The following is a 21,198-nucleotide window of genomic DNA, read 5'->3' as shown; positions in this document are numbered from 1 at the left end:
ATGGCTTATTATGCCACGTCAGTACGCAATTCTCTCTCCTTGGTTGGTCGACTCTTCTGCCAGCCGGTAGCGCAGCTCGCCAGCTACGCGATAGTAGCCATAGAGTTCAAAAATAATCTCGTCAAGATAGTCGAGATTTTGCTGATCAATCGGGTGAACTTCGCGTCCACGCTGAGAACTGATGACGGCGGCTTTAGCGTGCTTAATCACCATGAACGCGGTTTGTCCCCGTTCTTTCAAGGTGAGCGCTAAGCGCCTTTTTTCCCAATCTGTCAGACCGTCGATAAACATCGCCGAACCCATCGTTAACCTACTGCTGTGTGTGACACCCTCGGGTGGTTTGTACAGAAACGCACGTTGCGATTTTCTGTGGTTGCCGGCCATCCTTGTCAAAAAGATGCGATGCATCTCTCAATTCTAATGGCGTTCAAAAATGTGGCGACTATTCTGGGAAGGCCCTTTCCCGTTGTCAATCACTGTTTTAACGTTTCCTTGCAGCATTGAATCTGACACGGAACCGACAAGTGCGAATGATACGCGCGAAGGTGGTTGGAAAAACCTGTAACATAGGATAGGTCGTCGAAAAGGAGAGTATTGCCATGACGCTGAAAGCCGTCTTTCTGGATCTGGACCAGACCCTGTTGGATCGGACGCAGACGTTTCAAGCCTATCTGAGCCAACAGTACACCGACCTGGGATTGGCCCATACCGGCGTCTCAGCGCCTGACTATTTTGCGGCGGTGCACCAATGGGATGACAATGGTTACCGGGATAAAATGGATACTTTTCGTCGAGTGGTCGACCAACTCAGACTGCCAGTGCAGCCGGAAACCCTGATGGATCATTTCAAGCAACAGTATGGCCAGCAGGCCCGTCTGTTTACCGGGGTCTATGACTGGTTGGATACGGCCCGTCAACACTGGCCATTGGTGTTGATTACCAACGGTCGCCAACAGGGTCAAACCGTTAAGCTCGAGGTCACCGGGATCGGCGGATTTTTTGAGCGGATTGTGATTTCTGAAGCCGAGGGCATTAAAAAGCCAGATCCGGAGATCTACCTGCGCCAGTGTCAGCACCTGAACCTGGCACCTTCGGAAGTTTTGTTTGTCGGGGATCATCCGGTTAACGATGTCGCAGCGCCAATATCTTTGGGCATGAAAGCCGTTTGGGTTAAAACCGATACTTATGAGGCACCGGAACACTGCGACGCGACGGTCAACTCGGTTACCGAGTTGAACCCGGTGTCGATGTTGATTTGAGCTGAGTTTTTGCCTCGATCCAGCGGCTCATGAACTCCGTGGAACGAAACTGCTCCTGCCACAACAGCCGCCCCCAGAAGTTCTGGTGCCGATGAGACGTTAGATCGGCGCGAACATCTGCGACTCGCTGAACAAAAGGTACGATATGTTCATCCCGGCGAAACCGTTGGCTGAGAATCTGCTCGCCTGCGCTGACCAGCGATTGCCAAAGGTCCGGGTCCTTATAAACCCGTGCACTGAGGTCGGCAAAGGCCTGCGCATCTTCCGGTAGCTCGTATCCGGGCGACAAAGGACCGATCATAGACTCCGCCCCGATCGCATTGCTGATGGTCGGCGTACCGGTCAACCATCCTTCAAGGATCTTTCCTTTCTGGCCGGCGCCGAAGCGCAACGGGGCCAGGTTTAGCCGATACTGACGGAACGTCGCCAGCGCATCGTCCGCCCGGCCTTTCAGGTGGAAGCCCTGCGCGGGATTGTGCAACTGTTGCATGGCCTGGTCGGGATAAGCCCCATAGACGTGCATCTCGACATGCTTTGGTAGCTGTGGTTTCAGCAGTGGCCAGATGCTATCACGCAGCCAACGTGCCGCATCCCGGTTTGGCTCATGTTTGAACCCGCCCATCATGATCAGATGCTGCCGGGAGTCGAAGTCGCCACCTGGCTGATAATCGTCCTCACTGACTAGAAAAGGCAGGTAGCAAAGCAATGTCTGGGGCACCTTAAACGTGGTGTTCAGCAGTTCGGTTTCGACGTCTGAGATCATCAAGGTCAGATCACAACGAACAATGGCGGCCACTTCCCGCAAGGCGATATCGTTAAACAGGTCGATGGGTTGCTGTTTCTTAACACTGACTTCTCTTGCAGAGCGGAGGCAATGTAAGTCGCTGGTGTCGAGAACCGTCATTGCCTGTGGGATCTGCTGTCTGATCCGCCAGCCAAACTGTTCTTCACTGACAAAACGGTCGTATACCACCAGAGTTGGGTTCAGCTCGGTAATCCACTGATCAAAGCTGGAATCGTTGAGTGCAATGCGGTGGGTTTGATAGCCCAGAGTACTCAGGTCTGCCTGGAAGGGTGTCGGTTCGGCCGTGCTTGCCAGATGAATCTGGTAGCCCTGTTGTTGCAGAATCGACAACAGGTCCAGTGTTCGCCGACCGGCGGCGGTCGAGTTGGGTTCCGGCCATTGCCGGGCGATTAACAGGGCAGTGTCAGCCATAAAAGTTTACAAAAGCCTACAAAAACACCACATCGAAACCGTGTCTGTGGCGTACTTTCTATGTGAGTTAGCCGATCCGCGACCGGGTGACAGAGTAGCCCTGAGGTCCGGGTCACATCGAGGGGCGTCGAGACGCTGGTCTGTGGCGACGAGCTACTGACCGGCAACGACGATGCCTGCAAAGCACCGCAGTGTAACGGAGGTTGTTATGAAACGCCTGTACTTTCTGACGGAGGAAATGAACCACGCGGAACACATTTCAACGGAGCTGTCCGCGAACGGTATAGACGCTCACCACATTCATGTTTTAAGTAAAAATGAGGCGGGTGTTGTGACCCACCATCTTCAGGGGCCGAATCTCTTTGAGCGAGTCGACTTTATCCGCGGTGCCTTGCAAGGGCTGGTCGTTGGACTGTTGATCGGGATCGCCACGCTTTTTGCCGGGCGCTTGTTCTTTGAACTCGACTTCACCGTTGTTGGTCAGCTGGCCACCTTAGGGCTGATGATGCTGTTTGGTACCTGGCTGGGGGGATTGATTGGTTTCACTCAGGAAAACCGACATTTGCGCCGCTTTCATGCACAGATTGATCAGGGCAAGCATCTGATCATGGTGGATGTGAAGGCATCAGAAGAGCGGCGGGTTCACCGCATCATTGAACATCTGAATGAAGCTCAGTTCAGTGGCGAGGATGTCCATGTGCTTATTTGAGGATGGTGTACAACGAGTTCCTGACCTGAGTAACAGAAAGGCTGGATGACGGTTTCGTTCAGTCGTCTTTTAGTTATAAAAGCACTGAAAGAGGGCATTTTATCCACCAAAATGCCCCAAGAAATTTGACGGTTTGGACAGGGTTTCCTGTAAACAAAAAAGCCGCAAAAAATTCATAAACATCTTATTGACGGACGATCTGAAACCGTCGTAAAGTTTCTGTAGCTGGAAAGTAAGGCTTATTTACGTATGTTCGAAGTTTCGTGCTCCGTCCTGAGTTGATAAGTAATTGCATAATTCTAGTTAAACCGCCCATTGGGCACTGTTACTTAGCAACAAGATAGGAAAGCACTATGTCTGAATCCGTTACCGGTACCGTCAAATGGTTCAATGAAACAAAAGGTTTTGGTTTCATTGAGCAGGAAAACGGTCCTGATGTGTTCGCTCATTTCAGCGCAATTCAGGGAACAGGTTTCAAAACTCTGGCCGAAGGACAAAAAGTGACCTTCACCATTACGCAAGGTCAGAAAGGCCCTCAGGCTGAGAACATCGAAAAAGTCTAAGACTGATTCGATCGTAAATAAGGCGCTTCAGGCGCCTTTTTTTATGCCTATCAGAAGTACAGCGAAAGGACATATCCTCAGTCGGAAGCCTCTTTCTGTTGCCATAGAAAAATAGGCCTGATCTCACAACCCGCTCGGGTCGCTATCTGAGTCTCATCGGCGTGAGGTTGCCTCCAGGCAAAGCGAGGGCAGGCTAAATCGCATCGGTTACTGAGAGTCTTACCGCTAGTTCTGGTCAGTTTCAGGCTGAATGACCGTTATCGGCACAACACCACAACCCTGTCAGGCCTGGCCGAAGATGGGGTTGCCCGGCACCGTTGGTGCTCGCTTTTTGTTCAGATTGTTCTAAATTTAACCAATCAGCTGTCGATAGCGCTGGTATACCGGTTAGATTGAAAGGGATCTGAAGGATGAAGTGGTTTTCCAGTATCAAAGCTAAAATACTGTTAATTGTGCTCGGAGCCTTGTTTGTTTTAGGGGCCATCACATTTGCGACGACGCTGCGTTTGAGTGAGAACTTAGATCAGTACGATCAGGTCATTGATCAGACTTTACTCGCGCAATCAACGGCCTTGAAAGCCAACCTGGAGTTTAAACGTCAGGTTCAGGAATGGAAAAACACCTTAATACGCGGCGCGGACGCAGAACAGATGGACAAGTACTGGCAGCGGTTCAACGATCGTCACGAGTCGGTGCAATCGCTGGTCAATCAGTTGATTCCTTTGTTGCAGTCATGGCCAGACCTGCAGGGCGTCGCCGAAACCTTTTTAACCGACCATCAAACCATGCAGACGGCTTACAGCCAGGGTCGTAACGACTACATAAATGCCAACTTTGATATTGCCGTCGGTGACAGCGCCGTCAGTGGGATTGACCGAGCGCCATCCGCCGCATTGGATCAACTGGTTGACGAGCTTGCGTCGATCTCTGAGGTACAGACGTTACAAGTCGAGGCGGCTGCGCATGGGAATGTTCGGCTGATCTTTATTCTGACTTTCGTGGTGGTGATTTCCGTGGCGGTGATCAGTACCTTATTGGTGCAGCGATGGTTGGTAACACCGTTGTTGCGGGTGCGTCACAGCTTGTCGGTTTTATCTACCGGGCAGTTAAATGAACCGTGCGATCATCACAGTTCGGATGAAATCGGCAACATTGCCGAGTCGTCACGGCTGTTGGAGCGGTTCCTGAAAGACAATGTGGAAACGATGAAGCAAACCTCAGAAATGCTCCAGGAAGCGTCCAGTCATATGTCGACGATGTCTGAGCATTTGAGCCATCAGGCGCATGAGCAGATGAGTGCGACCGATCAGGTTTCTACGGCCGTCCAGGAGTTATCTCACAGTGCTGAAGAGGTCGCGCGTAATTCGCAGGATACCTCAGAGATTACCCGAACCACGACGGATAAAACTCAGACCTCAGCGAAAACCGCAAATAGCGCTAAGCAAAGCGCGGCTTCTCTGGTCCAGAACCTGACCACCAGTGCCGCAGATATTCGCAAGCTGGCTGACAACGCTGCAAATGTCAGCAGCGTGCTGGACGTGATCCGGGGGATCGCTGAGCAGACGAATCTGCTCGCTTTGAATGCGGCCATCGAAGCGGCCAGGGCGGGTGAGCAGGGACGGGGTTTTGCCGTCGTAGCTGATGAAGTTCGAACCTTGGCGCAACGGACTCAGGAATCAACAGCAGAGATTGAAAATATCCTTGAAAATGTCCGCAGCAGCTCTGATACCGCGGTTGTTTCAATCGATAACGGACAGGCACAGTCAAAAGGGGTTGAACAGGAAGTCGTGAATGTCAGCGACCTGTTGAATGAAATCGCAGAACTGATTGAGGACATTAATGAGAAAAATCTTCAGATTGCTTCAGCTTCCACTGAACAAACTCAGGTGACCAACAATATTTCTCAGTTAATGGATGAAATTCATCAAAGCTCTGAATCCAGTGCTGGACAAATTGATAACGCCAAAAAAGTTTCAGTAGAACTGGCCGATCTGGTCGGCCAGTTCAATCGGCAAATCTCGAAGTTTGCCTTGTAGCCATTCGTATCAGGGGCGCTGCGATCAGACATACAGCGGTGTGGTAAAACGATTGAGTGCCCAGAAGAACAGGGCAATGCCCCAGAAGACCAGGCAAAGGCCCATCATGTTGATCATGACCGGGCCGAAACCATAGGCTTCAATATCCATGAAAAAATAGGGATAGGCGCCAATGATCGGTCCGCGAACCAACCAGTAGAGCAGGAACACCAGTGGTACGCTCAATGTATAGAACGTACGCTTTAAAGGCAGGGTTTTTCCACGAACACCAAACCACCAGAAGATCAGGTAAAGCACAGGCGTGATGGTATGCAATAGGGTGTCACTGACTTTGTCGATCCCGGTCGGGTTCCAGGTGTTCGCCAGAAACAGATGATAGACCAAGCCGGTCACCGCGATATAAACCGCCAGCGCGGTTTCTACCCCGGCCGACGTGACCCAAAGGCCGAGCCTCGATTCCGGGCGCATCAGATGCAGCCAACATTTCGCCAGAATCAGCAGGTTCGAGATGATGGTGAAATAACTCAACGTCGCGATCAGATCTGACAGCCAGAACGCCGCGTTGGTTCCCCAGACGCCGGGTAAGTAGGAAGTGAGAAACCCCAGCAGTGAACTGAGTGCGAGTAACAGCAGCAATAGTCGCAAATATCGGTACGGCATCGTTATTGTTCCGGTTGTAAACATGGCATCGCGCCACAGGATAAGCGCAACCAAGCAGAAAATCATCTCGTATGCGCTTTGCCTCTGGGAAAGGGAGCCACTCTGTCCGTCGAGACAAAACACACCCGCTGCACATTTCAGGTCTCGCTGAGCATGCAAAGACTTTTTCAACAGGCTGCTAGTCAGCCAGCCGTCTTATCTCAGTCGCCATGACAGGGTTAATGTCATAGTGTTGTTCCAACCATTCCAGTTGGGCCAGGGCGGAGGTGGGCGTTTTCAGGTATCCCTGACAAAAGCTCGCTAACATCGGCTCGGCATTTGGATAATGCTGTTCCAGACGACGGTCCGGCATAAAGGGGTCGACCTGTCCGGTTCGTGGACCGTTTTGCAAATGAAGTAAGTCGATGAGTCGATCCAGGGCGTAAGATTGGACAAACTTCATTGCCGAGAGTTTTTCTCCCCGACAATAACGCCCCAGGCCAACGTACAGGTTGGTCAGCGCTTCTCCGATGATCCAATCGGTGTTGTCGCTGCGCTGGTACTGTCCCTGTGTTGAGACAGGCTGAATGACATCTGTATTAAAACCGTCTTCTGCCCAAATGAGTCGACCGCCGGTAAAGGGAATGGTGGCCAGTTCCTGTGGTTCGAAAACGGCAAATTCGCAGAAAATACCGTCGGCGTAGAGAAATTTGTAGCCGTCTTTGGTGTTGCGAAAATAATATCCTGGATCGGCGATATCCGTCAGCCAATGAAGGTCGTTGATAAAGTGGGATTTAAAGCCCGGGTGAACGATGGCAAAAAAATCGAGATCTGAGTAGGTATCCAGACGGTCTTGTTCATTTCCGGCCGAGCCGAGACCCAGCAATGCATGGGCGTGACCGGACTGGGCTATTTGATGAGCAATCTCGTGTAATCGATTTTTCAGTTGGTGGATATCAGGCATGTTGGCTCTCCGTTAAACAGAAAGCCTTTTATAGCAGCAAGCGATATTGGTTGCGGGTCTATTCACGATGGAAACCGCTTGGGTTGGACACTAGTTTGCGGTTGATGTGTTGTGCAGTTGAATGCCCATAAAACAAGCGCTGCTTTCCCGCTCAATTTCGTGGAGCCCCATTTTCTGATAAAAGCGGCAGGCACGTGTGTTATCCAGACTGACGCCAAGATGTACTCCGGGAACCTGATTTTTTCGCATTTCGCCAAGAAAGGTGTCAATCAGTTGTTGGCCAAGTCCACGACCCTGACAGACCGGCAACAGGTCGATGTGTAAATGGGCTGGGTAGTCGCGGCAAAATGAAGGAGTTAAAGCATCTTCATGAATAATTTCATACAGAAAAGATTCCAGGGAGCTGATACCGGACGCTCTGGGGTACTTGCGTCGAAGCTGAGGCAACCACTGCTCATTCAGCCATTGGTAATAGGCTTGGGAATCAGTGGTACCGATTATGTAACCGCTGGGTCGCCCCTCGATGTCCACGACAAAACAGCATTCAGGCTGAAAAAACAGATAGGGTGCCGCAAAATAATGACCCACCATAAAAGGGTCCTTTAATGCGTTGGTGGCGTCATCACCGTTCAGACCGGTACGCAGGCAGATGTCATACAAATAGGGCAGATCGGACAGTTGGGCGGGACGAATCATGATCGGGGTCTCTCTGAGCGGTTTCTGGCGGTCAGAGTAACTTGAAAGCGTGGTTTTTTTAATAGGATCTTTATATGCCGGGCGTTAAGCCCGCTGACGAGTTAAATCAGCGGGTGTTTACGGAAGCGTCTTCAACGACTGGCTTCCGTTTTGTCGCCGACAGGGAATCGTTGCGCTTAGCGTTTGCTAAATGCCAACAACAGCGCGGAGACGGTAAACAGGATCAACCCCGTCATGAAAATGTAGCCACCCCAGATGTACTCAGAAATGTTCAGAAACAGATCCGCCGCAAACTCATTTTTCAGTGACGCCGCTTTGTTGGAAAGCTGGCCCATGAAGGATTCATCCGATGCGTTCAGAAACTCTTTTACCCAAGGTAGAAATAAGGTAATCCAAACGCCGATTACCGGAAGCCACAGCAGGCGAACGAGTTTCAGCATAACCAGAACCGGAGCAGCGATGGCCAGGGCAATGACCAGATAGGCTTCAAACTGGGTGATGTCGAAGTAGCTGACGTCTCCGATGACCGCAAATCGCGTAAGCGGCAGAAAAACACCGACGGCCAGCATCAGCGTTGCCAAGTAAAGCAGGTTAGGGAGCAGTTTCTTCATATCAAACCTCTTATTGAATGAAGACTGCAGGTTAACAGTCTTTACGCAGAACTGGAAACCAAGCTCCGAACGTCACCTTGAATACCAGAGTCCGTTGGTTAAAGTACCGCCAGGCCGCTGACGATGATCAGCAGAATGATGCAGATGTTTAAGTTTGCGAGCCTCATTGTGGTCGCCTCCTTGGGTCGGTCGATGCTGCTCAAGCAGCGGGCCCGGGAGCTTCATGCCCCCGGTGCCGGTGGTCATCAGACTTGCAGGCTAGCCCGCAGCCAGAACAACAGAATGGTTACAAAAATAAATAGAGCGAGGGTGCCGCCCGCTAACAGCTTATTGGTTAGTGTCCATCGATTAGTCATGGTCGTCTCCTGAATACTGTTGATAAAGCTCGGTCAGTTCGTTTGGCGAAAGCCCTAGTAGCCGTGCTTCGCGAAATACTTTCGGCAGTTGGGTGTGAATGAAGGATTGCCGTCGTATCGATTGCACGCGTTCCTTACCGTCGTCAGCGACGAAGTAACCAACTCCTCTACGGTTGTAGAGGATGCCTTCTTCCTGAAGATGCGCGAAAGATCTCATGACCGTGTTCGGGTTCGCCTGAACCAATGCTGCGACCTCCCGGATTGAAGGAATCCGTTCGCCGCCGGGCCATTCGCCGGTGAGTATTTTTTCGCACATCAAATCGGCTATCTGCAGATAGATGGCGCTGCTGTTATCAAAGCGGGTCATAGTTCCCACTCCGTAAAGCGAAGATAAGACAACCCCCAGAAAAACAGGAAGTACAGGTAGCATGCGATATCACCGATGACCCGCAAGGTGGCAAACAGATTACTCAGATCAAAGTGAAGGGTCATCATGCGCAGAAACTCTTCTTCTGAGGCAGCTTGTTCGCCCATCTGTTCGATCTGAGGGAAGGCATCGCCAAACAGCAGATTCGCTAACCAGGCCGCATACAAAGCCAACGCGATCAACAGAATGGCCGACGCTCCCAGGGTTTTCAGTACCGGTCGTTTGCGGAAATAGGTCGTCCCGAAAAACAGCAGCGGATGGACGATCCAATACGCTTTCAATGACGTCCAGCCTTCTGCCGAAATCGGATTGAATATCGGCATGGGTTGGGTCCAGCCAGACAGCAGGATTAACAGATTGGCGATCATCGTGGACACACTGAGCACGACCAGAAAGATCAGCGGTACCAACAGAAAGCTGGTCACAAAATTAGCCAGCCACTTTTCGGTGACGGAAGCGGGCAATGTTAACCATTGAAACGCGAAACGCTCTCTTTTGAACTCGCTGAAGGTGTGTCCGCCAAGTTCAATAATCGCCATGATAATCATGGCAAACCCAAAGGCACCGAAGGTCTGATGATCATTGGTCGGATCGCCAAACTGACCGAGAAACATCAGTGCCGTTAAGATTGCCAACGCCAAGCCGGTGTCTTTCCACAATCGATTAGGGGAGGTGCTTTGTTTGGTCTGAATTAAACGCCAGATCGTCAATGCGTTCATTGTTGAACCTCCTGTTCAATGGTGGAAATCAGTTCGTCGTAGCGGGTGTGGAAGGCATTGAACAGCAGCTCCAGGTCGATACCGGTTGCGGTTTCTTTCTGTCCCTGCACCAGGGCCACATCCCCGCTGAACCGGTTTTCCCGATAAATCACCTGATCGCCTTCAGCCGGTGGTGAAACCTGCGAGATGTGGTTCGGCAGGTCACCCAAATCAAACCAATGGGCATGTTCTTCGTTCATCATGACCACCGAATCGATGATGGCATCGAGGTCGCGGACCTGGTGCGTACTGATCAACAACGTTTGGTCGTCGCCCTGATGACGGATAATCATGTCCCGGAACTGCGCTTTCGAAGGAATGTCCAAGCCATTGGTGGGCTCATCCATCAGGATCAATGGGCAATGTGTTGCCAGCGCAAAGGCCACCAGAAACTTTTTCTTTTGGCCGAGTGAGCGTTCGGTCAGTTTCACTGACAGGTCCAGCTCAAACTGTTCCGCCATCTGTGACAGCGTGTCCATTTTAAAAGTCGGGTAGAACACCGAAAAATGTTTTACATAAGCATGTCCGGTCATGGGCGGCAGATCGGATTCTTCCGGCACAATGTAGAGATTCTGCAGCATGGCGGTTTGTCGTGCCCGAGGTTCATGGCCCAATACGTCGATATGTCCCTGTGTTGAGCGGATCATGCCACTGATCAGTTTGAGTAAGGTGGTCTTACCGGCTCCGTTGGCGCCGAGAATGCCAACACTGCGTCCGGCCGGAATGGTTAAGGTCAGGCCTGAAAAAACCGGCGTCTGTCGGCGATAGGTGAAGCCCAGATCCTGGAGAGTGATCATGGTTAGTCCTTTAGTGTCTTAGTATGCTAGTACACTATTTCAGTGGCCTGCCGAAAGCAAGGAAAACTGAATGAAAAATCAACAATAGTGACTTTTGGCCAGCCTTTGGCTGAGTGTTCCCTGACTTGGAAGGCATACAGGCCTGAGGTACAGTGCCCCGGACTTGGAACAGCCTATGGAGATATGGCATGACCGTAACGATTGTCCCGGTGGATTACCGGAACGCAGAGCAGACCCATGATCTGATGTCACTGTTAAATAACTATGCCTCCGACGCGATGGGCGGTGGACAATCCCTGCCAGCAGAAACACTGGCTGCATTGCCAGAGAAACTCGCTGCGGTGCCGGGTGCGTTCAGCCTGATGGTTTTGGTTGATGGTCAGCCCGCTGGTTTTGCAAACTGCTTTATGGGATTTTCGACGTTTAAGGCGAAACCTCTGGTGAACATTCATGATCTGGCGGTGAATCCGGATTTTCGCGGGCAGGGACTGAGCCTGAAACTGCTGGAGGCTATTGAAGCAAAAGCACGAGAGCGTCACTGCTGTAAGATCACGCTTGAGGTACTCAGCGGCAATGAGGTTGCTAAAGGTGCCTATATCAAAGCTGGTTTCGACGGTTATGAGCTGGACCCGAAAACCGGCCAGGCGCTGTTTTGGGAAAAGCCTCTCCGTTGAGAAATGGGCGTGCTATAAAAAAAGGCACCCCAGGGTGCCTTTTCAGGTAGAGTGCGCCGCTCAGCGGGCCATGGGGCTGATACCCACCTTGTTCCGTATGTCTTCAAGAAATGGCGTGGCAACGGCACGGGCTTTGTCAGCACCTTTTGCCAGGATACGATCCAGTTCAGCCGGATCGTTCATCAAGCGCGTATATTCTTCACGCTTTTCGCGCAGCTCTTCATTCAGAAACTCAAACAAGAATTTCTTCATGTCGCCCCAGCCAATACCATCAGCGTACTTCTGTCGCATCTCGGCCTGTTCGGCTTCGCCGGTAAAGGCAGAGTAGATCGCGAACAGAGAGCAACCTTCCGGATCTTTGGGCTCACCGGGTTCGAGTGAGTTGGTTTTAATCTTGTTAATCAGTTTGCGGAATTTTTTCTCAGCTTCGAACAATGGGATGGTGTTGCCATAACTTTTGGACATTTTCCGACCATCCAAGCCGGGGATGATCATGGCGCTGTCATCGACCACCGCCTCGGGCAGTGAAAAGGTTTCGCCGTACATGTAGTTGAAACGCTGGGCGACATCTCGTGCCATCTCTATGTGTTGAATCTGGTCTTTACCGACCGGAATCTTCTGACCATTGAACATCAGAATGTCGGCCGTCATCAGAACCGGATAACAGAACAGGCCCATTTCGACGCCTTTGTCCGGGTCAGCCGCGTTTTGCTCGACATTTTCCTGCACGGCCGCTTTATAAGCGTGTGCACGGTTCATTAAGCCTTTTGCAGTAATCGTGGTCAGAATCCAGGTCAGTTCGGTAATTTCGCGAATGTCTGACTGACGGTAAAACGTGACCCGATCCGGATCCAGTCCCGACGCCAGCCAGGTCGCCGCAACTGAACGTGCCGATTCACGAACCACATCGGGTTCATGACACTTGATCAGGGCGTGGTAATCCGCCAGAAAGAAGAACGATTCCGTATTGTCATCCTGGCTACTCTGAATGGCAGGACGAATGGCGCCGGCGTAATTGCCGAGATGAGGAATCCCCGTGGTGGTGATACCGGTTAATACGCGTGTTTTACTCATGATCTGTCTTTTTAAGTTGCGGTGGCTGGAGCGGCGAGTGTACCGGAAAAGCGGACCCAGTGGGAGGCTGAGAAAGGGGCCGGGTTCTCGTTATGTATATTGCAGGAACAAAAAAGCCGAACCGGGAAACCGGTTCGGCTTTTGAATTTCAACTCGAAACTGACTCAGTCGGTTTCTTCATCCTTCAACCAGCTGGGCACTTCGTCCTGATCGATTTCTTCCTTTTCCTGAGGAATCAGATCGTCTTTGGAAATGTTCATCAGCATCAGGATGTTGGCCGCGACGTAGATCGATGAATAGGTACCAATGGCAACACCAACGATCAGCGCGATGGCAAAGCTGAAGATCAGTTCACCGCCGAACACGGCCAGAGCCAGCAATACCAGTAACGTCGTTAACGAGGTAATGATCGTCCGGCCCAGCGTTTGGGTCAGCGAAATATTGATCAGGTACTCGGTGTCGTCACGACGGATCGTTCGGAAGCTTTCACGGATACGGTCGGAGACCACGATGGTATCGTTCAATGAGTAACCGATAACGGCCAGTACCGCGGCGAGCACGGTCAGATCGAACGCCATCTGGGTCAGCGAGAAGAAGCCCAGCACGATGATCACGTCGTGTGCCAATGCAGCCACGGCCCCTACCGCAAACTTAAACTGGAAACGGAAGGCGATGTAGATCATGACCAGCGCCAGCGCGACCAGCATGCCGATACCACCGTTGTTGGCCAACTCTTCACCAACCTGCGGACCGACGTACTCGTTACGACGCAGTTGAATCTCGTCGTCGCGGGTTTCCTGAACCAGAGCGATAACTTCTTCGCCCAGTTGAGGATTGTTATCTTCCTGCATGCGGATCAGGACATCGGTGTTGGTACCAAAATACTGCACATCGACATCGCGGTAACCGGCATCCTGCAACTGAGAGCGAATCGCTTCGACATCCGCTGGCTGCTGGAAGCCGAGTTCAATCTGAGCACCACCGGTAAAGTCGAGACCGAAGTTCAAACCACGAACCCCAAGGGAAACGACAGAGACCAGCAGCAGAATGACGGAGAATGCGACCGCCAGTCTGCGTTTGCCCATGAAGTCGAATACTTTCACATCAGACATTGTTTCTCCTTAAATGGGCAGTTTTTTGAGGTTACGTCCGCCATAGACCAGATTGGTCAGCGCACGAGTCAACAATACAGCGGTAAACATGGACGTCAGAATACCGACCGACAGTGTGACCGCAAAACCTTTGACCGAACCGGTACCGATTGCGTACAGAATGATCGCGACGATAAAGGTCGTCACGTTGGCGTCCAGAATGGTCAGAAAGGCTCGACCATAACCGGCATCGATGGCGGTCTGAATGGGTTTGCCTGCGTTCAGCTCTTCTTTGATGCGCGAGAAGATCAAGACGTTGGCGTCCACGGCCATACCCACCGTCAGCACGATCCCGGCAATACCCGGCAATGTCAGCGTCGCGCCGAGCAGCGACATGATGGCGATCACCAATACCAGGTTCATTGACAGTGCCACACTGGCAAAGATGCCGAACACTTTATAGAAGACGACCATGAACACGATAACCAGGGCAAAACCGATCACTACCGAGGTGAAGCCTTTGGCAATGTTCTCTGCCCCCAGGCTTGGACCCACGGTACGTTCTTCAACGAACGTCATCGGCGCTGCCAGTGCACCTGCACGCAACAGCAGTGCAAGTTCGGACGCTTCGGCGGAGCTGTCCAAACCCGTGGTCTGGAACTGCGATGAGAACACACCGGCGATGTTGGCCAGAGAAATTACTTCTTTGACTTCGTAATTGCGGTATTGCATCACCTGTTCACCATCGACCATCTCATAACCGATCGGTTCAGACTTCTGTTCAATGAACAGCACGCCCATCGGATGGTTCAGGTTATTTTTAGTGATGTCACCCATGCGGGCACCACCGGCGCTGTCCAGCGTCACCGAAACGGCCGGGCGGCCATTCTGGTCATAGGTGACCGTCGCGTTGGTGACGTTATCACCAGTCACGATGACATCCCGTTCCAGCATCACAGTGCGGTTGCTGTCACGAAACGGGAAGACTTCGCCGTTACCGTCGCGTGATTGCAGGCGATACTCGAGGTTGGCGGATTTACCGAGAATGTTCTTCGCTCGTGCAGTGTCCTGCTCGCCCGGCAACTGAACCACGATTCGATTACGGCCCTGACGCTGCACCAGTGGTTCGGCGACACCGATTTCGTTCACCCGGTTGTTCAACGTCGTTTGGTTCTGCTGAATGGCGTAATCTTCCATCGCAATGATGGCTTCTTCGGTCAGGGTCAGGTTAACCGATGGCAGACCGCGAGCCGTCAGGTCATCGGTAACAAAGTCATTCAGATTGCGGCTGAACCAACGGTTGGCCTGATCGCGGAACTCATCGTTTACCAGGTTAACCTGAATGGTGTCGTCATTGATGACAGACACGCCGCGGTAGCGAATGCCTTCTTCGCGCAGGCTGCGTTTGATGTCCGCTTCCCAGTTGGTCAGACGGGTGGCGATGTATTTGTCCATGTCCACTTCCATCAGGAAGTGCACACCACCGGACAGGTCCAGACCCAGTGCCATCGGCTTGCCGCCGAGCGCGGTCAGCCAAGACGGCGTGGTTGGCGCCAGGTTCAGGGCAATGACGAACTCACCACCGAGACCGGTGGTCAGAATCGATTTGGCCAGCAGTTGGTCTTCGTTGCTGTACAGGCGAATCAGCAGCGACTGTTCCTGAACTTCTTCACCAAAGTAAGCGATGTCGTTTTCTTCAAGAAGATCGGTCGCTTGATTCAGCGTGGCGTTGTTCACGATGACACCGGCCTGAGTGGCTCGGATCTGAATGGCCGGGTCATTCGGGTATAGGTTCGGCAGACTGTAGTAAATACCGAACAGCAGCACGGCTGCAATCAGCAGGTATTTCCACAGAGGATATTTGTTCAGCATGGGTGTTCCTTTGAAAAATCAGGCCCGCATAAAAGCAAAACACCCCAGCATAGTGGGGTGTTCGGGGGCATCAGATCGCTTTGATGGTGCCTTTTGGCAGCGTGGCGGCAATGGCCTGCTTCTGGAAAGTCAGAGTCACGTTGTCGTCGACCTGAACCTGAACGTAGTCGTCAGTCACTTTCTTCACTTTACCCGCAATACCGGCATTGGTTACCACTTCGTCACCATTGGACAGCGCAGACAGCAGATTCTTGTGCTCTTTGGCGCGCTTGGACTGTGGACGCCAGACCATCAGCCAGAAAATGACAAAGAAAATACCCAACATGATGGGCAGCTGCCATGGGCTTGGTTGAGGCTGAGCCGCGGGTGCAGCCATGGCAACAACAGGGGCCAGTGCAAGAGCGGCGGCGATCAGTTTTTTCATGGTTAACTCCAATAGTGTTTTCATTATAAGTTCGGGCACTGGCGGGCAGTGCGGTCGATTGTTATTCAACTGGCGGCTGATTCTACCGGTTGCGATCAGTCGCTGAAAGCCGAATTCGCCATCGCTGGCCGGTTTCGGCCGCAATGGCAGGTAAAAATGGCCAGACACTCCGGCTTTATGGTGCCAATGGCGGTGTTTCCAAGCCTCGGCGCGCGTAAAAGTCATCGACGAAGGCGTCCAGTTGATTCGCATCAATGGCATCACGCAGGCCGGCCATCAGCCTCTGGTAGTAGCGCAGGTTGTGAATGGTGTTGAGTTGAGCACCCAGTATCTCGCCACACTTATCAAGATGATAAAGGTAGGCTTTGCTGAAGTTCTGGCAGGTGTAGCAATCGCATTCCGGATCCAGTGCTGTGGTGTCGTGACGGTGCTTTGCGTTACGGATTTTCACTACGCCATCGGTCACGAACAGGTGGCCATTACGTGCGTTACGGGTGGGCATGACGCAGTCGAACATATCGACACCGCGACGAACGCCTTCGACCAGATCTTCCGGTTTGCCAACCCCCATCAGGTAGCGGGGTTTGTCTTCCGGCATCATGGCGGGCAGGTAATCCAGCACTTTCATCATCTCGTCTTTGGGCTCGCCCACGCTGAGACCGCCAATGGCATAGCCGTCGAATTCAATGTCGGTCAGCCCTTTCAGACTGACTTCGCGCAGGTTCTGATACATGCCGCCCTGAATGATGCCGAACAGCGCCGATGGACTGTCGCCGTGGGCGTCTTTCGAGCGTTTCGCCCAACGCAGGGACATTTCCATGGACTGCTTCGCTTCGGCTTCGGTGGCCGGGTAGGGCGTACATTCGTCAAAAATCATCACGATATCGGAGCCGAGCGCACGTTGAACCTCCATGCTGCTTTCCGGCGTCATCTTAACTTTGGCGCCGTCCACCGGGCTTTGGAAGGTCACGCCTTCTTCGGTAATTTTGCGCAGCTTGCCCAGCGAAAACACCTGAAAACCACCGGAGTCCGTCAGGATCGGTTTCTCCCATTGGGCGAAATCGTGTAAATCACCATGTTCACTGATCACCTGAGTGCCCGGGCGCAGCATCAGATGGAAGGTGTTGCCCAGAATGATCTCAGCGCCGATGGCTTCAACGTCTTTCGGGGTCATTCCTTTAACGGTGCCGTAGGTGCCCACGGGCATGAACGCTGGGGTTTCTACTGTTCCCCGCGGAAAGGTGAGGGTGCCACGACGGGCTTTGCCGTCGGTGTTGTGCAATTTAAAGGTCATGAAGCATTGACGGCTCATGAAAGGTCTCCTGATTCGGCGGTGGTGACGTCGTCATTGCGGGTGACGAACATGGCATCCCCGTAACTGAAAAATCGGTATCGTTCCCGGATTGCAGCCTCATAAGCCGCCATAACATGGTCTTTTCCGGCAAACGCGCTGATCAGCATGATCAGCGTGGACTTGGGCAGGTGGAAATTGGTCAACAAAGCGTCCACCGTTTTGAAGCGATAGCCCGGGTAAATAAAGATGTTGGTATCGCCGGTAAAGGGTTCAATCTGTCCGGACTGAGAGGCGGTTTCCAGCGAGCGGACACTGGTGGTGCCAACGGCAATGACCCGCTTACCCGCGGCCTTGGTGGTCCGGATCTGCTCAACAACCGAGTCCGGTACATCGATCCATTCGGCGTGCATTACGTGGTCTTTAATGTTGTCAGCCTTCACCGGCTGAAACGTCCCCGCGCCAACATGCAAAGTCACAAAGGCTGTGTTGACGCCCTTGTCTTTCAGACGTGCCAGCAGGGCGTCATCAAAATGCAGTCCGGCCGTGGGCGCGGCAACGGCCCCTTTGCGCTGAGCGTAAACGGTCTGGTAACGCTCACGATCATCATCGTCGTCTTCACGTTCTAAATAAGGCGGCAATGGCATGTGGCCGTGCTGATCGAGCAGGTCAACCAATGGTTCCGGGTTTGTGCAGCGCACACAGAACAGGTTTTGATCCCGGCCGGTGACTTCCAGTTGGATATCGCCCTCCATGATCAACTCGGTTCCGGCTTTCGGACTCTTGTTGGCTTTAATGTGCGCCAAAGCGGTGTGATCGGAAGTCATGCGCTCGATCAGCAACTCGACCTTACCGCCAGAGCGTTTCTGCCCGAACAGGCGCGCTGGAATCACCCGGGTGTTATTAAACACCAGCAGATCGCCCGGCTCGATCAGTTGTTCGATGTCCGGGAAATGCCGGTGTTGAACCTGGCCGGAGTCTCCGTGAAGATGCAGAAGCCGGCTGCCGGTACGTTGTTCAGCGGGATGGCGCGCAATCAACTCATCGGGGAGTTGAAAGTCGAAATCGTTGACGTGCATGAATTAGGGTACTGCCGATTAACCAAAAGGCCGGATATTTTAGAGGGAGTGGCGGTGATTTTCACCCTTTGCCTTGCGCAAAGCACAGGTTTGGTCCGTCAACCGCCTCAGTCGCTTGCAGAACCGGTGTTTGAACACAAAATCGGCGATCTGAATCAATGTGTTCAGTCACAAAACCTGAATAATGACGCCGTGAAAAAGGACTGAAACCACCCTGAAAATGGTGAAATGAGAACCAGTACTTAAACGGCTAAGTGTTCGAAAAACTGAAACGTTGCTTGTCACTCCATTAAGTATTTGATATTTCTAGGGTTAATTTATGCATCCGTGTACGAAAAGGAATAGGCCTGAACAGGCAGTAACGAGGGTGTCAGTAACAGAAAGAGTTATCTTTGTGAGTAGGTTACCCTGTGTCATCAACACCTGTGTCCTTTGAAGCCAGTTATCGAACACTGGTGGATCATTTTGCCAAACCTGTGGTGATTTTTGATCAGCATTTGCGGGTGTCGTACACGAATATCGAGTTCCAGTCGCTGTTCCATCGTCCGATTACCAGCCTATACGAGCTGGCCGATACCTCTGAGCTGCATCAGGAAGGCTCGGTCCCTGAGTTTATTCACCGTACCGGCAGCTGGCAGGGGAAAGTTACGGCGACAGTCGCCGACGCCAAGCCCTACTGCTTAACGCTCATGCCCGTGGGCGACCCTTCTGAAGTTAACCGCTATGCCGGCGTACTGGATTGTGCCATTAACGACGCCGAGCCATCTCCTGTCTCGGAGGTGACTCCGCTGTCCGATATGCTGACCGGGCTGCCGGATCGATATGCCTTTCATCATGAGTTGACCCGTCGGATTGAGAATCAAAGTGTCGAGCCGGACTTCGCCGTGCTGTACATCGATCTCGACCATTTCAAGGACATTAACGAGCTTTACGGCCATTCGGTGGGTGATCGCCTGCTGTGTCATTGCGCCCGGCAGATTCGTACGATTCTGCGCAAAGAAGATTTTCTCGCCCGAGTTTCCGGCGATGAGTTTGCCGCCATTGTCAGTTGGGAAGAGCACTATGAGATGCATTTTCTCTGTCAGCGTCTGATGCGGTTTTTTGAACGGCCGGTGGCCATGGATGGTGAGTATTATCAATTTACACTCTCCATTGGCCTGGCGTTCTTCCCGGAACAGGGGCAAACCCCGCAGGATCTGCTGATTAATTCCGAAAAAGCCATGTTTCGTGCCAAACAGCAGGGGCGGGCTCAGTTTCAGCTCTTTGACCGTCAGCAATCGATAGAAGTCGAGCAGAGTCAGCGATTGGCGGAGTCATTGCGGCGTGAGCTCAAACAATGCCCGGAGCACTTCTCGACTGCTTATCAGCCCTTGTACAGCGTACAGAGCGGTGAGTGTGTCGGTCTGGAAGTGTTGGCGCGCTGGAAATCGCCAGTGCACGGTGTGGTACCTCCATCGGCCTTTATCCCGTTGGCGGAGTCCCGTGGGTTAATCAATGCTCTCACCGCCAGGCAGTTTGAAATTATCCGCCAGGACCTTGCGAACTCTAAGGGTCATAAGCTGTTTATTCCCATCATTGCCGTTAATGTTGCCGCGCAGCAGATATCAGACCCTGTGTTCGAGCGAATGTTGCTCGACTTTGCCCGGGACGTGCGAACCTCGGGGTGGCAGCTTGAGGTGGAACTGACCGAGTCGCAGCTGATGACCCAGATCGACGGGCTTCATGAGCGGCTGCAAAACTGGCGTCGCCGGGGTATTCGCATAGCCATCGACGATTTCGGGACCGGATACTCCTGCTTGGCATACCTGCATTCATTACCCGTCGATAAGTTGAAAATCGACCGCCAGTTCCTGCAAGCCCAGACCGAGAGTCGTAAAGAAGACCAGATCATGTACGCCATTATGTCGATGGCGAATGCGTTAGGTATCGAAGTGTTGGCGGAAGGGGTTGAAACGGCCGAACAGTTGACTCGCTTGAAGCAACTCGGTTGTGCCATCGGTCAGGGCTTTGGCTTAGCACCACCGCAACCCTGGCGGAATGATCTGCTCGCGCCGCTGATGCCGGGTTCGGTTAAGTCTAAGGAATCGACGCTAACTAGTTGACAGTAAAGAATTTTTCCATAGAATACGCGGTCTTAATGCCAGCGTGGTGAAATTGGTAGACACAGGGGATTCAAAATCCCCCGCCTTAACGGGTGTGCCGGTTCGAGTCCGGCCGCTGGTACCAGAATCAAAAAAAAGACCTCAATCGAAAGATTGGGGTCTTTTTTTTGATTCTGAGTTATCCGTGTTGTCGGCGAGAATCGGCACCGCCGGTCGACAAACCGTCAGGAACGGTTTGAACCGACAAGCGCCAGCGCCGTCGCCCGGCGGGCAGCGCACAGGACGTGCGCGGGTTGGTCCGGCCGGGTTTAGTGGTCTCAATCGAAAGATTGGGGGCTTTTTTTGAATTTGATTAATCAGTGCTGTCGGCGAGAAGCGGCACGGCCGGTCGACAAACCGTCAGGAACGGTTTGAACCGACAAGCGTCAACACCGTCGCCTACAAGGCCGTGCACGGGGCAAGAGCGGTGTGGTTTGAGAGGGACATTTGAACGATCAGCAAGCACGCTAAGCGGTTTTCTTTCTCATATGAGAAAAGCTGACTAAACTGACGTAATGCCA

At 52.5% G+C, this 21,198-nt stretch carries 20 protein-coding genes, 1 tRNA gene and 1 pseudogene; 7 read left to right on the top strand and 15 right to left on the bottom strand.

Going from position 1 to position 21,198, the window contains the following annotated elements:
* Positions 1-18: 18 nt before the first annotated feature.
* Positions 19-408, bottom strand: a complete 390-nt coding sequence (locus tag MED297_RS18705; protein ID WP_040557621.1) for a hypothetical protein — start codon at positions 406-408, stop codon at positions 19-21.
* A 191-nt stretch (positions 409-599) separates the two neighbouring features.
* Between MED297_RS18705 and MED297_RS18700 the strand changes: the two genes are divergently transcribed.
* A complete protein-coding gene (locus MED297_RS18700; protein ID WP_008047744.1) occupies positions 600-1,259 on the top strand; it encodes an HAD family hydrolase in 660 nt (219 codons plus the stop codon).
* On the opposite strand, the gene MED297_RS18695 is transcribed toward MED297_RS18700, so the two are convergent.
* Complete coding sequence (locus MED297_RS18695) at positions 1,225-2,475, bottom strand: glycosyltransferase (RefSeq protein ID WP_008047741.1); 1,251 nt, start codon at positions 2,473-2,475, stop codon at positions 1,225-1,227. The two genes, MED297_RS18700 and MED297_RS18695, sit on opposite strands and share 35 nt — an antisense overlap.
* A gap of 208 nt (positions 2,476-2,683) precedes the next feature.
* Here MED297_RS18695 and MED297_RS18690 point away from each other — a divergent pair, with 208 nt between their 5' ends.
* The 3 genes and pseudogenes from MED297_RS18690 to MED297_RS22725 form a co-directional block, all read left to right on the top strand.
* Positions 2,684-3,184: a hypothetical protein gene (locus MED297_RS18690; RefSeq protein WP_040557620.1), complete on the top strand. Its 501-nt coding sequence runs from the start codon at positions 2,684-2,686 to the stop codon at positions 3,182-3,184.
* Between the two features lie 353 nt (positions 3,185-3,537).
* Entirely contained in the window at positions 3,538-3,747 is a 210-nt protein-coding gene (locus MED297_RS18685) for a cold-shock protein (RefSeq protein WP_008047736.1), read from the top strand.
* A gap of 1,481 nt (positions 3,748-5,228) precedes the next feature.
* Positions 5,229-5,783: pseudogene (locus tag MED297_RS22725) on the top strand (methyl-accepting chemotaxis protein); the annotation flags it as partial.
* Between the two features lie 24 nt (positions 5,784-5,807).
* On the opposite strand, the gene MED297_RS18675 reads toward MED297_RS22725, so the two are convergent.
* The 7 genes from MED297_RS18675 to MED297_RS18645 form a co-directional block, all read right to left on the bottom strand.
* On the bottom strand, positions 5,808-6,443 hold the full coding sequence (locus tag MED297_RS18675) for a Pr6Pr family membrane protein (protein ID WP_154651005.1): 636 nt from the start codon (positions 6,441-6,443) through the stop codon (positions 5,808-5,810).
* A gap of 178 nt (positions 6,444-6,621) precedes the next feature.
* On the bottom strand, positions 6,622-7,386 hold the full coding sequence (locus MED297_RS18670; protein WP_008047732.1) for a hypothetical protein: 765 nt from the start codon (positions 7,384-7,386) through the stop codon (positions 6,622-6,624).
* A 90-nt stretch (positions 7,387-7,476) separates the two neighbouring features.
* Positions 7,477-8,082: a GNAT family N-acetyltransferase gene (locus tag MED297_RS18665; protein ID WP_008047731.1), complete on the bottom strand. Its 606-nt coding sequence runs from the start codon at positions 8,080-8,082 to the stop codon at positions 7,477-7,479.
* Positions 8,083-8,258: 176 nt separating this feature from the next.
* Positions 8,259-8,693: a hypothetical protein gene (locus tag MED297_RS18660; RefSeq protein WP_008047730.1), complete on the bottom strand. Its 435-nt coding sequence runs from the start codon at positions 8,691-8,693 to the stop codon at positions 8,259-8,261.
* 348 nt (positions 8,694-9,041) lie between these two features.
* A complete protein-coding gene (locus MED297_RS18655; protein WP_008047729.1) occupies positions 9,042-9,416 on the bottom strand; it encodes a GntR family transcriptional regulator in 375 nt (124 codons plus the stop codon).
* Positions 9,413-10,195, bottom strand: a complete 783-nt coding sequence (locus tag MED297_RS18650) for a hypothetical protein (protein WP_008047728.1) — start codon at positions 10,193-10,195, stop codon at positions 9,413-9,415. The genes MED297_RS18655 and MED297_RS18650 overlap by 4 nt, the downstream gene beginning before the upstream one ends.
* A complete protein-coding gene (locus MED297_RS18645; RefSeq protein WP_008047726.1) occupies positions 10,192-11,031 on the bottom strand; it encodes an ATP-binding cassette domain-containing protein in 840 nt (279 codons plus the stop codon). Before MED297_RS18645 ends, MED297_RS18650 begins: the two co-directional genes overlap by 4 nt.
* 188 nt (positions 11,032-11,219) lie before the next feature.
* Here MED297_RS18645 and MED297_RS18640 point away from each other — a divergent pair, with 188 nt between their 5' ends.
* Positions 11,220-11,705: a GNAT family N-acetyltransferase gene (locus tag MED297_RS18640; RefSeq protein ID WP_008047724.1), complete on the top strand. Its 486-nt coding sequence runs from the start codon at positions 11,220-11,222 to the stop codon at positions 11,703-11,705.
* A 60-nt stretch (positions 11,706-11,765) separates the two neighbouring features.
* Here MED297_RS18640 and MED297_RS18635 read toward each other — a convergent pair whose 3' ends face one another.
* The 6 genes from MED297_RS18635 to queA all read right to left on the bottom strand — a co-directional run bounded on the left by MED297_RS18635 (position 11,766) and on the right by queA (position 18,536).
* On the bottom strand, positions 11,766-12,779 hold the full coding sequence (locus MED297_RS18635; RefSeq protein WP_008047722.1) for a tryptophan--tRNA ligase: 1,014 nt from the start codon (positions 12,777-12,779) through the stop codon (positions 11,766-11,768).
* A gap of 164 nt (positions 12,780-12,943) precedes the next feature.
* Positions 12,944-13,891, bottom strand: a complete 948-nt coding sequence (secF, locus tag MED297_RS18630) for a protein translocase subunit SecF (RefSeq protein ID WP_008047720.1) — start codon at positions 13,889-13,891, stop codon at positions 12,944-12,946.
* A gap of 9 nt (positions 13,892-13,900) precedes the next feature.
* On the bottom strand, positions 13,901-15,742 hold the full coding sequence (gene secD, locus MED297_RS18625; protein WP_008047718.1) for a protein translocase subunit SecD: 1,842 nt from the start codon (positions 15,740-15,742) through the stop codon (positions 13,901-13,903).
* A gap of 70 nt (positions 15,743-15,812) precedes the next feature.
* The gene (gene yajC / locus MED297_RS18620; RefSeq protein WP_040557690.1) at positions 15,813-16,166 is read right to left on the bottom strand and encodes a preprotein translocase subunit YajC; all 354 of its coding nucleotides are present in this window, start codon (positions 16,164-16,166) and stop codon (positions 15,813-15,815) included.
* Positions 16,167-16,341: 175 nt separating this feature from the next.
* Complete coding sequence (gene tgt, locus MED297_RS18615; protein WP_008047714.1) at positions 16,342-17,460, bottom strand: tRNA guanosine(34) transglycosylase Tgt; 1,119 nt, start codon at positions 17,458-17,460, stop codon at positions 16,342-16,344.
* 14 nt (positions 17,461-17,474) lie between these two features.
* On the bottom strand, positions 17,475-18,536 hold the full coding sequence (gene queA, locus MED297_RS18610; protein WP_008047712.1) for a tRNA preQ1(34) S-adenosylmethionine ribosyltransferase-isomerase QueA: 1,062 nt from the start codon (positions 18,534-18,536) through the stop codon (positions 17,475-17,477).
* Positions 18,537-18,946: 410 nt separating this feature from the next.
* Here queA and MED297_RS18605 point away from each other — a divergent pair, with 410 nt between their 5' ends.
* A complete protein-coding gene (locus MED297_RS18605; protein ID WP_040557618.1) occupies positions 18,947-20,638 on the top strand; it encodes a putative bifunctional diguanylate cyclase/phosphodiesterase in 1,692 nt (563 codons plus the stop codon).
* A gap of 37 nt (positions 20,639-20,675) precedes the next feature.
* A tRNA-Leu gene (locus MED297_RS18600) sits at positions 20,676-20,762 on the top strand.
* Positions 20,763-21,198: the final 436 nt, after the last annotated feature.

The organism is Reinekea blandensis MED297 (genome assembly GCF_000153185.1).
Lineage (GTDB): Bacteria > Pseudomonadota > Gammaproteobacteria > Pseudomonadales > Natronospirillaceae > Reinekea > Reinekea blandensis.
Note: the sequence above shows the minus strand (reverse complement) of the source record. Positions and strands in the feature narration are given on the sequence as shown.

Coding starts and splice junctions, on each gene's coding strand:
- MED297_RS18705 (WP_040557621.1), bottom strand. CDS start 408: ATGCATCGCATCTTTTTGACAAGGATGGCCGGCAACCACAGAAAATCG.
- MED297_RS18700 (WP_008047744.1), top strand. CDS start 600: ATGACGCTGAAAGCCGTCTTTCTGGATCTGGACCAGACCCTGTTGGAT.
- MED297_RS18695 (WP_008047741.1), bottom strand. CDS start 2,475: ATGGCTGACACTGCCCTGTTAATCGCCCGGCAATGGCCGGAACCCAAC.
- MED297_RS18690 (WP_040557620.1), top strand. CDS start 2,684: ATGAAACGCCTGTACTTTCTGACGGAGGAAATGAACCACGCGGAACAC.
- MED297_RS18685 (WP_008047736.1), top strand. CDS start 3,538: ATGTCTGAATCCGTTACCGGTACCGTCAAATGGTTCAATGAAACAAAA.
- MED297_RS18675 (WP_154651005.1), bottom strand. CDS start 6,443: ATGCCGTACCGATATTTGCGACTATTGCTGCTGTTACTCGCACTCAGT.
- MED297_RS18670 (WP_008047732.1), bottom strand. CDS start 7,386: ATGCCTGATATCCACCAACTGAAAAATCGATTACACGAGATTGCTCAT.
- MED297_RS18665 (WP_008047731.1), bottom strand. CDS start 8,082: ATGATTCGTCCCGCCCAACTGTCCGATCTGCCCTATTTGTATGACATC.
- MED297_RS18660 (WP_008047730.1), bottom strand. CDS start 8,693: ATGAAGAAACTGCTCCCTAACCTGCTTTACTTGGCAACGCTGATGCTG.
- MED297_RS18655 (WP_008047729.1), bottom strand. CDS start 9,416: ATGACCCGCTTTGATAACAGCAGCGCCATCTATCTGCAGATAGCCGAT.
- MED297_RS18650 (WP_008047728.1), bottom strand. CDS start 10,195: ATGAACGCATTGACGATCTGGCGTTTAATTCAGACCAAACAAAGCACC.
- MED297_RS18645 (WP_008047726.1), bottom strand. CDS start 11,031: ATGATCACTCTCCAGGATCTGGGCTTCACCTATCGCCGACAGACGCCG.
- MED297_RS18640 (WP_008047724.1), top strand. CDS start 11,220: ATGACCGTAACGATTGTCCCGGTGGATTACCGGAACGCAGAGCAGACC.
- MED297_RS18635 (WP_008047722.1), bottom strand. CDS start 12,779: ATGAGTAAAACACGCGTATTAACCGGTATCACCACCACGGGGATTCCT.
- secF (WP_008047720.1), bottom strand. CDS start 13,891: ATGTCTGATGTGAAAGTATTCGACTTCATGGGCAAACGCAGACTGGCG.
- secD (WP_008047718.1), bottom strand. CDS start 15,742: ATGCTGAACAAATATCCTCTGTGGAAATACCTGCTGATTGCAGCCGTG.
- yajC (WP_040557690.1), bottom strand. CDS start 16,166: ATGAAAAAACTGATCGCCGCCGCTCTTGCACTGGCCCCTGTTGTTGCC.
- tgt (WP_008047714.1), bottom strand. CDS start 17,460: ATGACCTTTAAATTGCACAACACCGACGGCAAAGCCCGTCGTGGCACC.
- queA (WP_008047712.1), bottom strand. CDS start 18,536: ATGCACGTCAACGATTTCGACTTTCAACTCCCCGATGAGTTGATTGCG.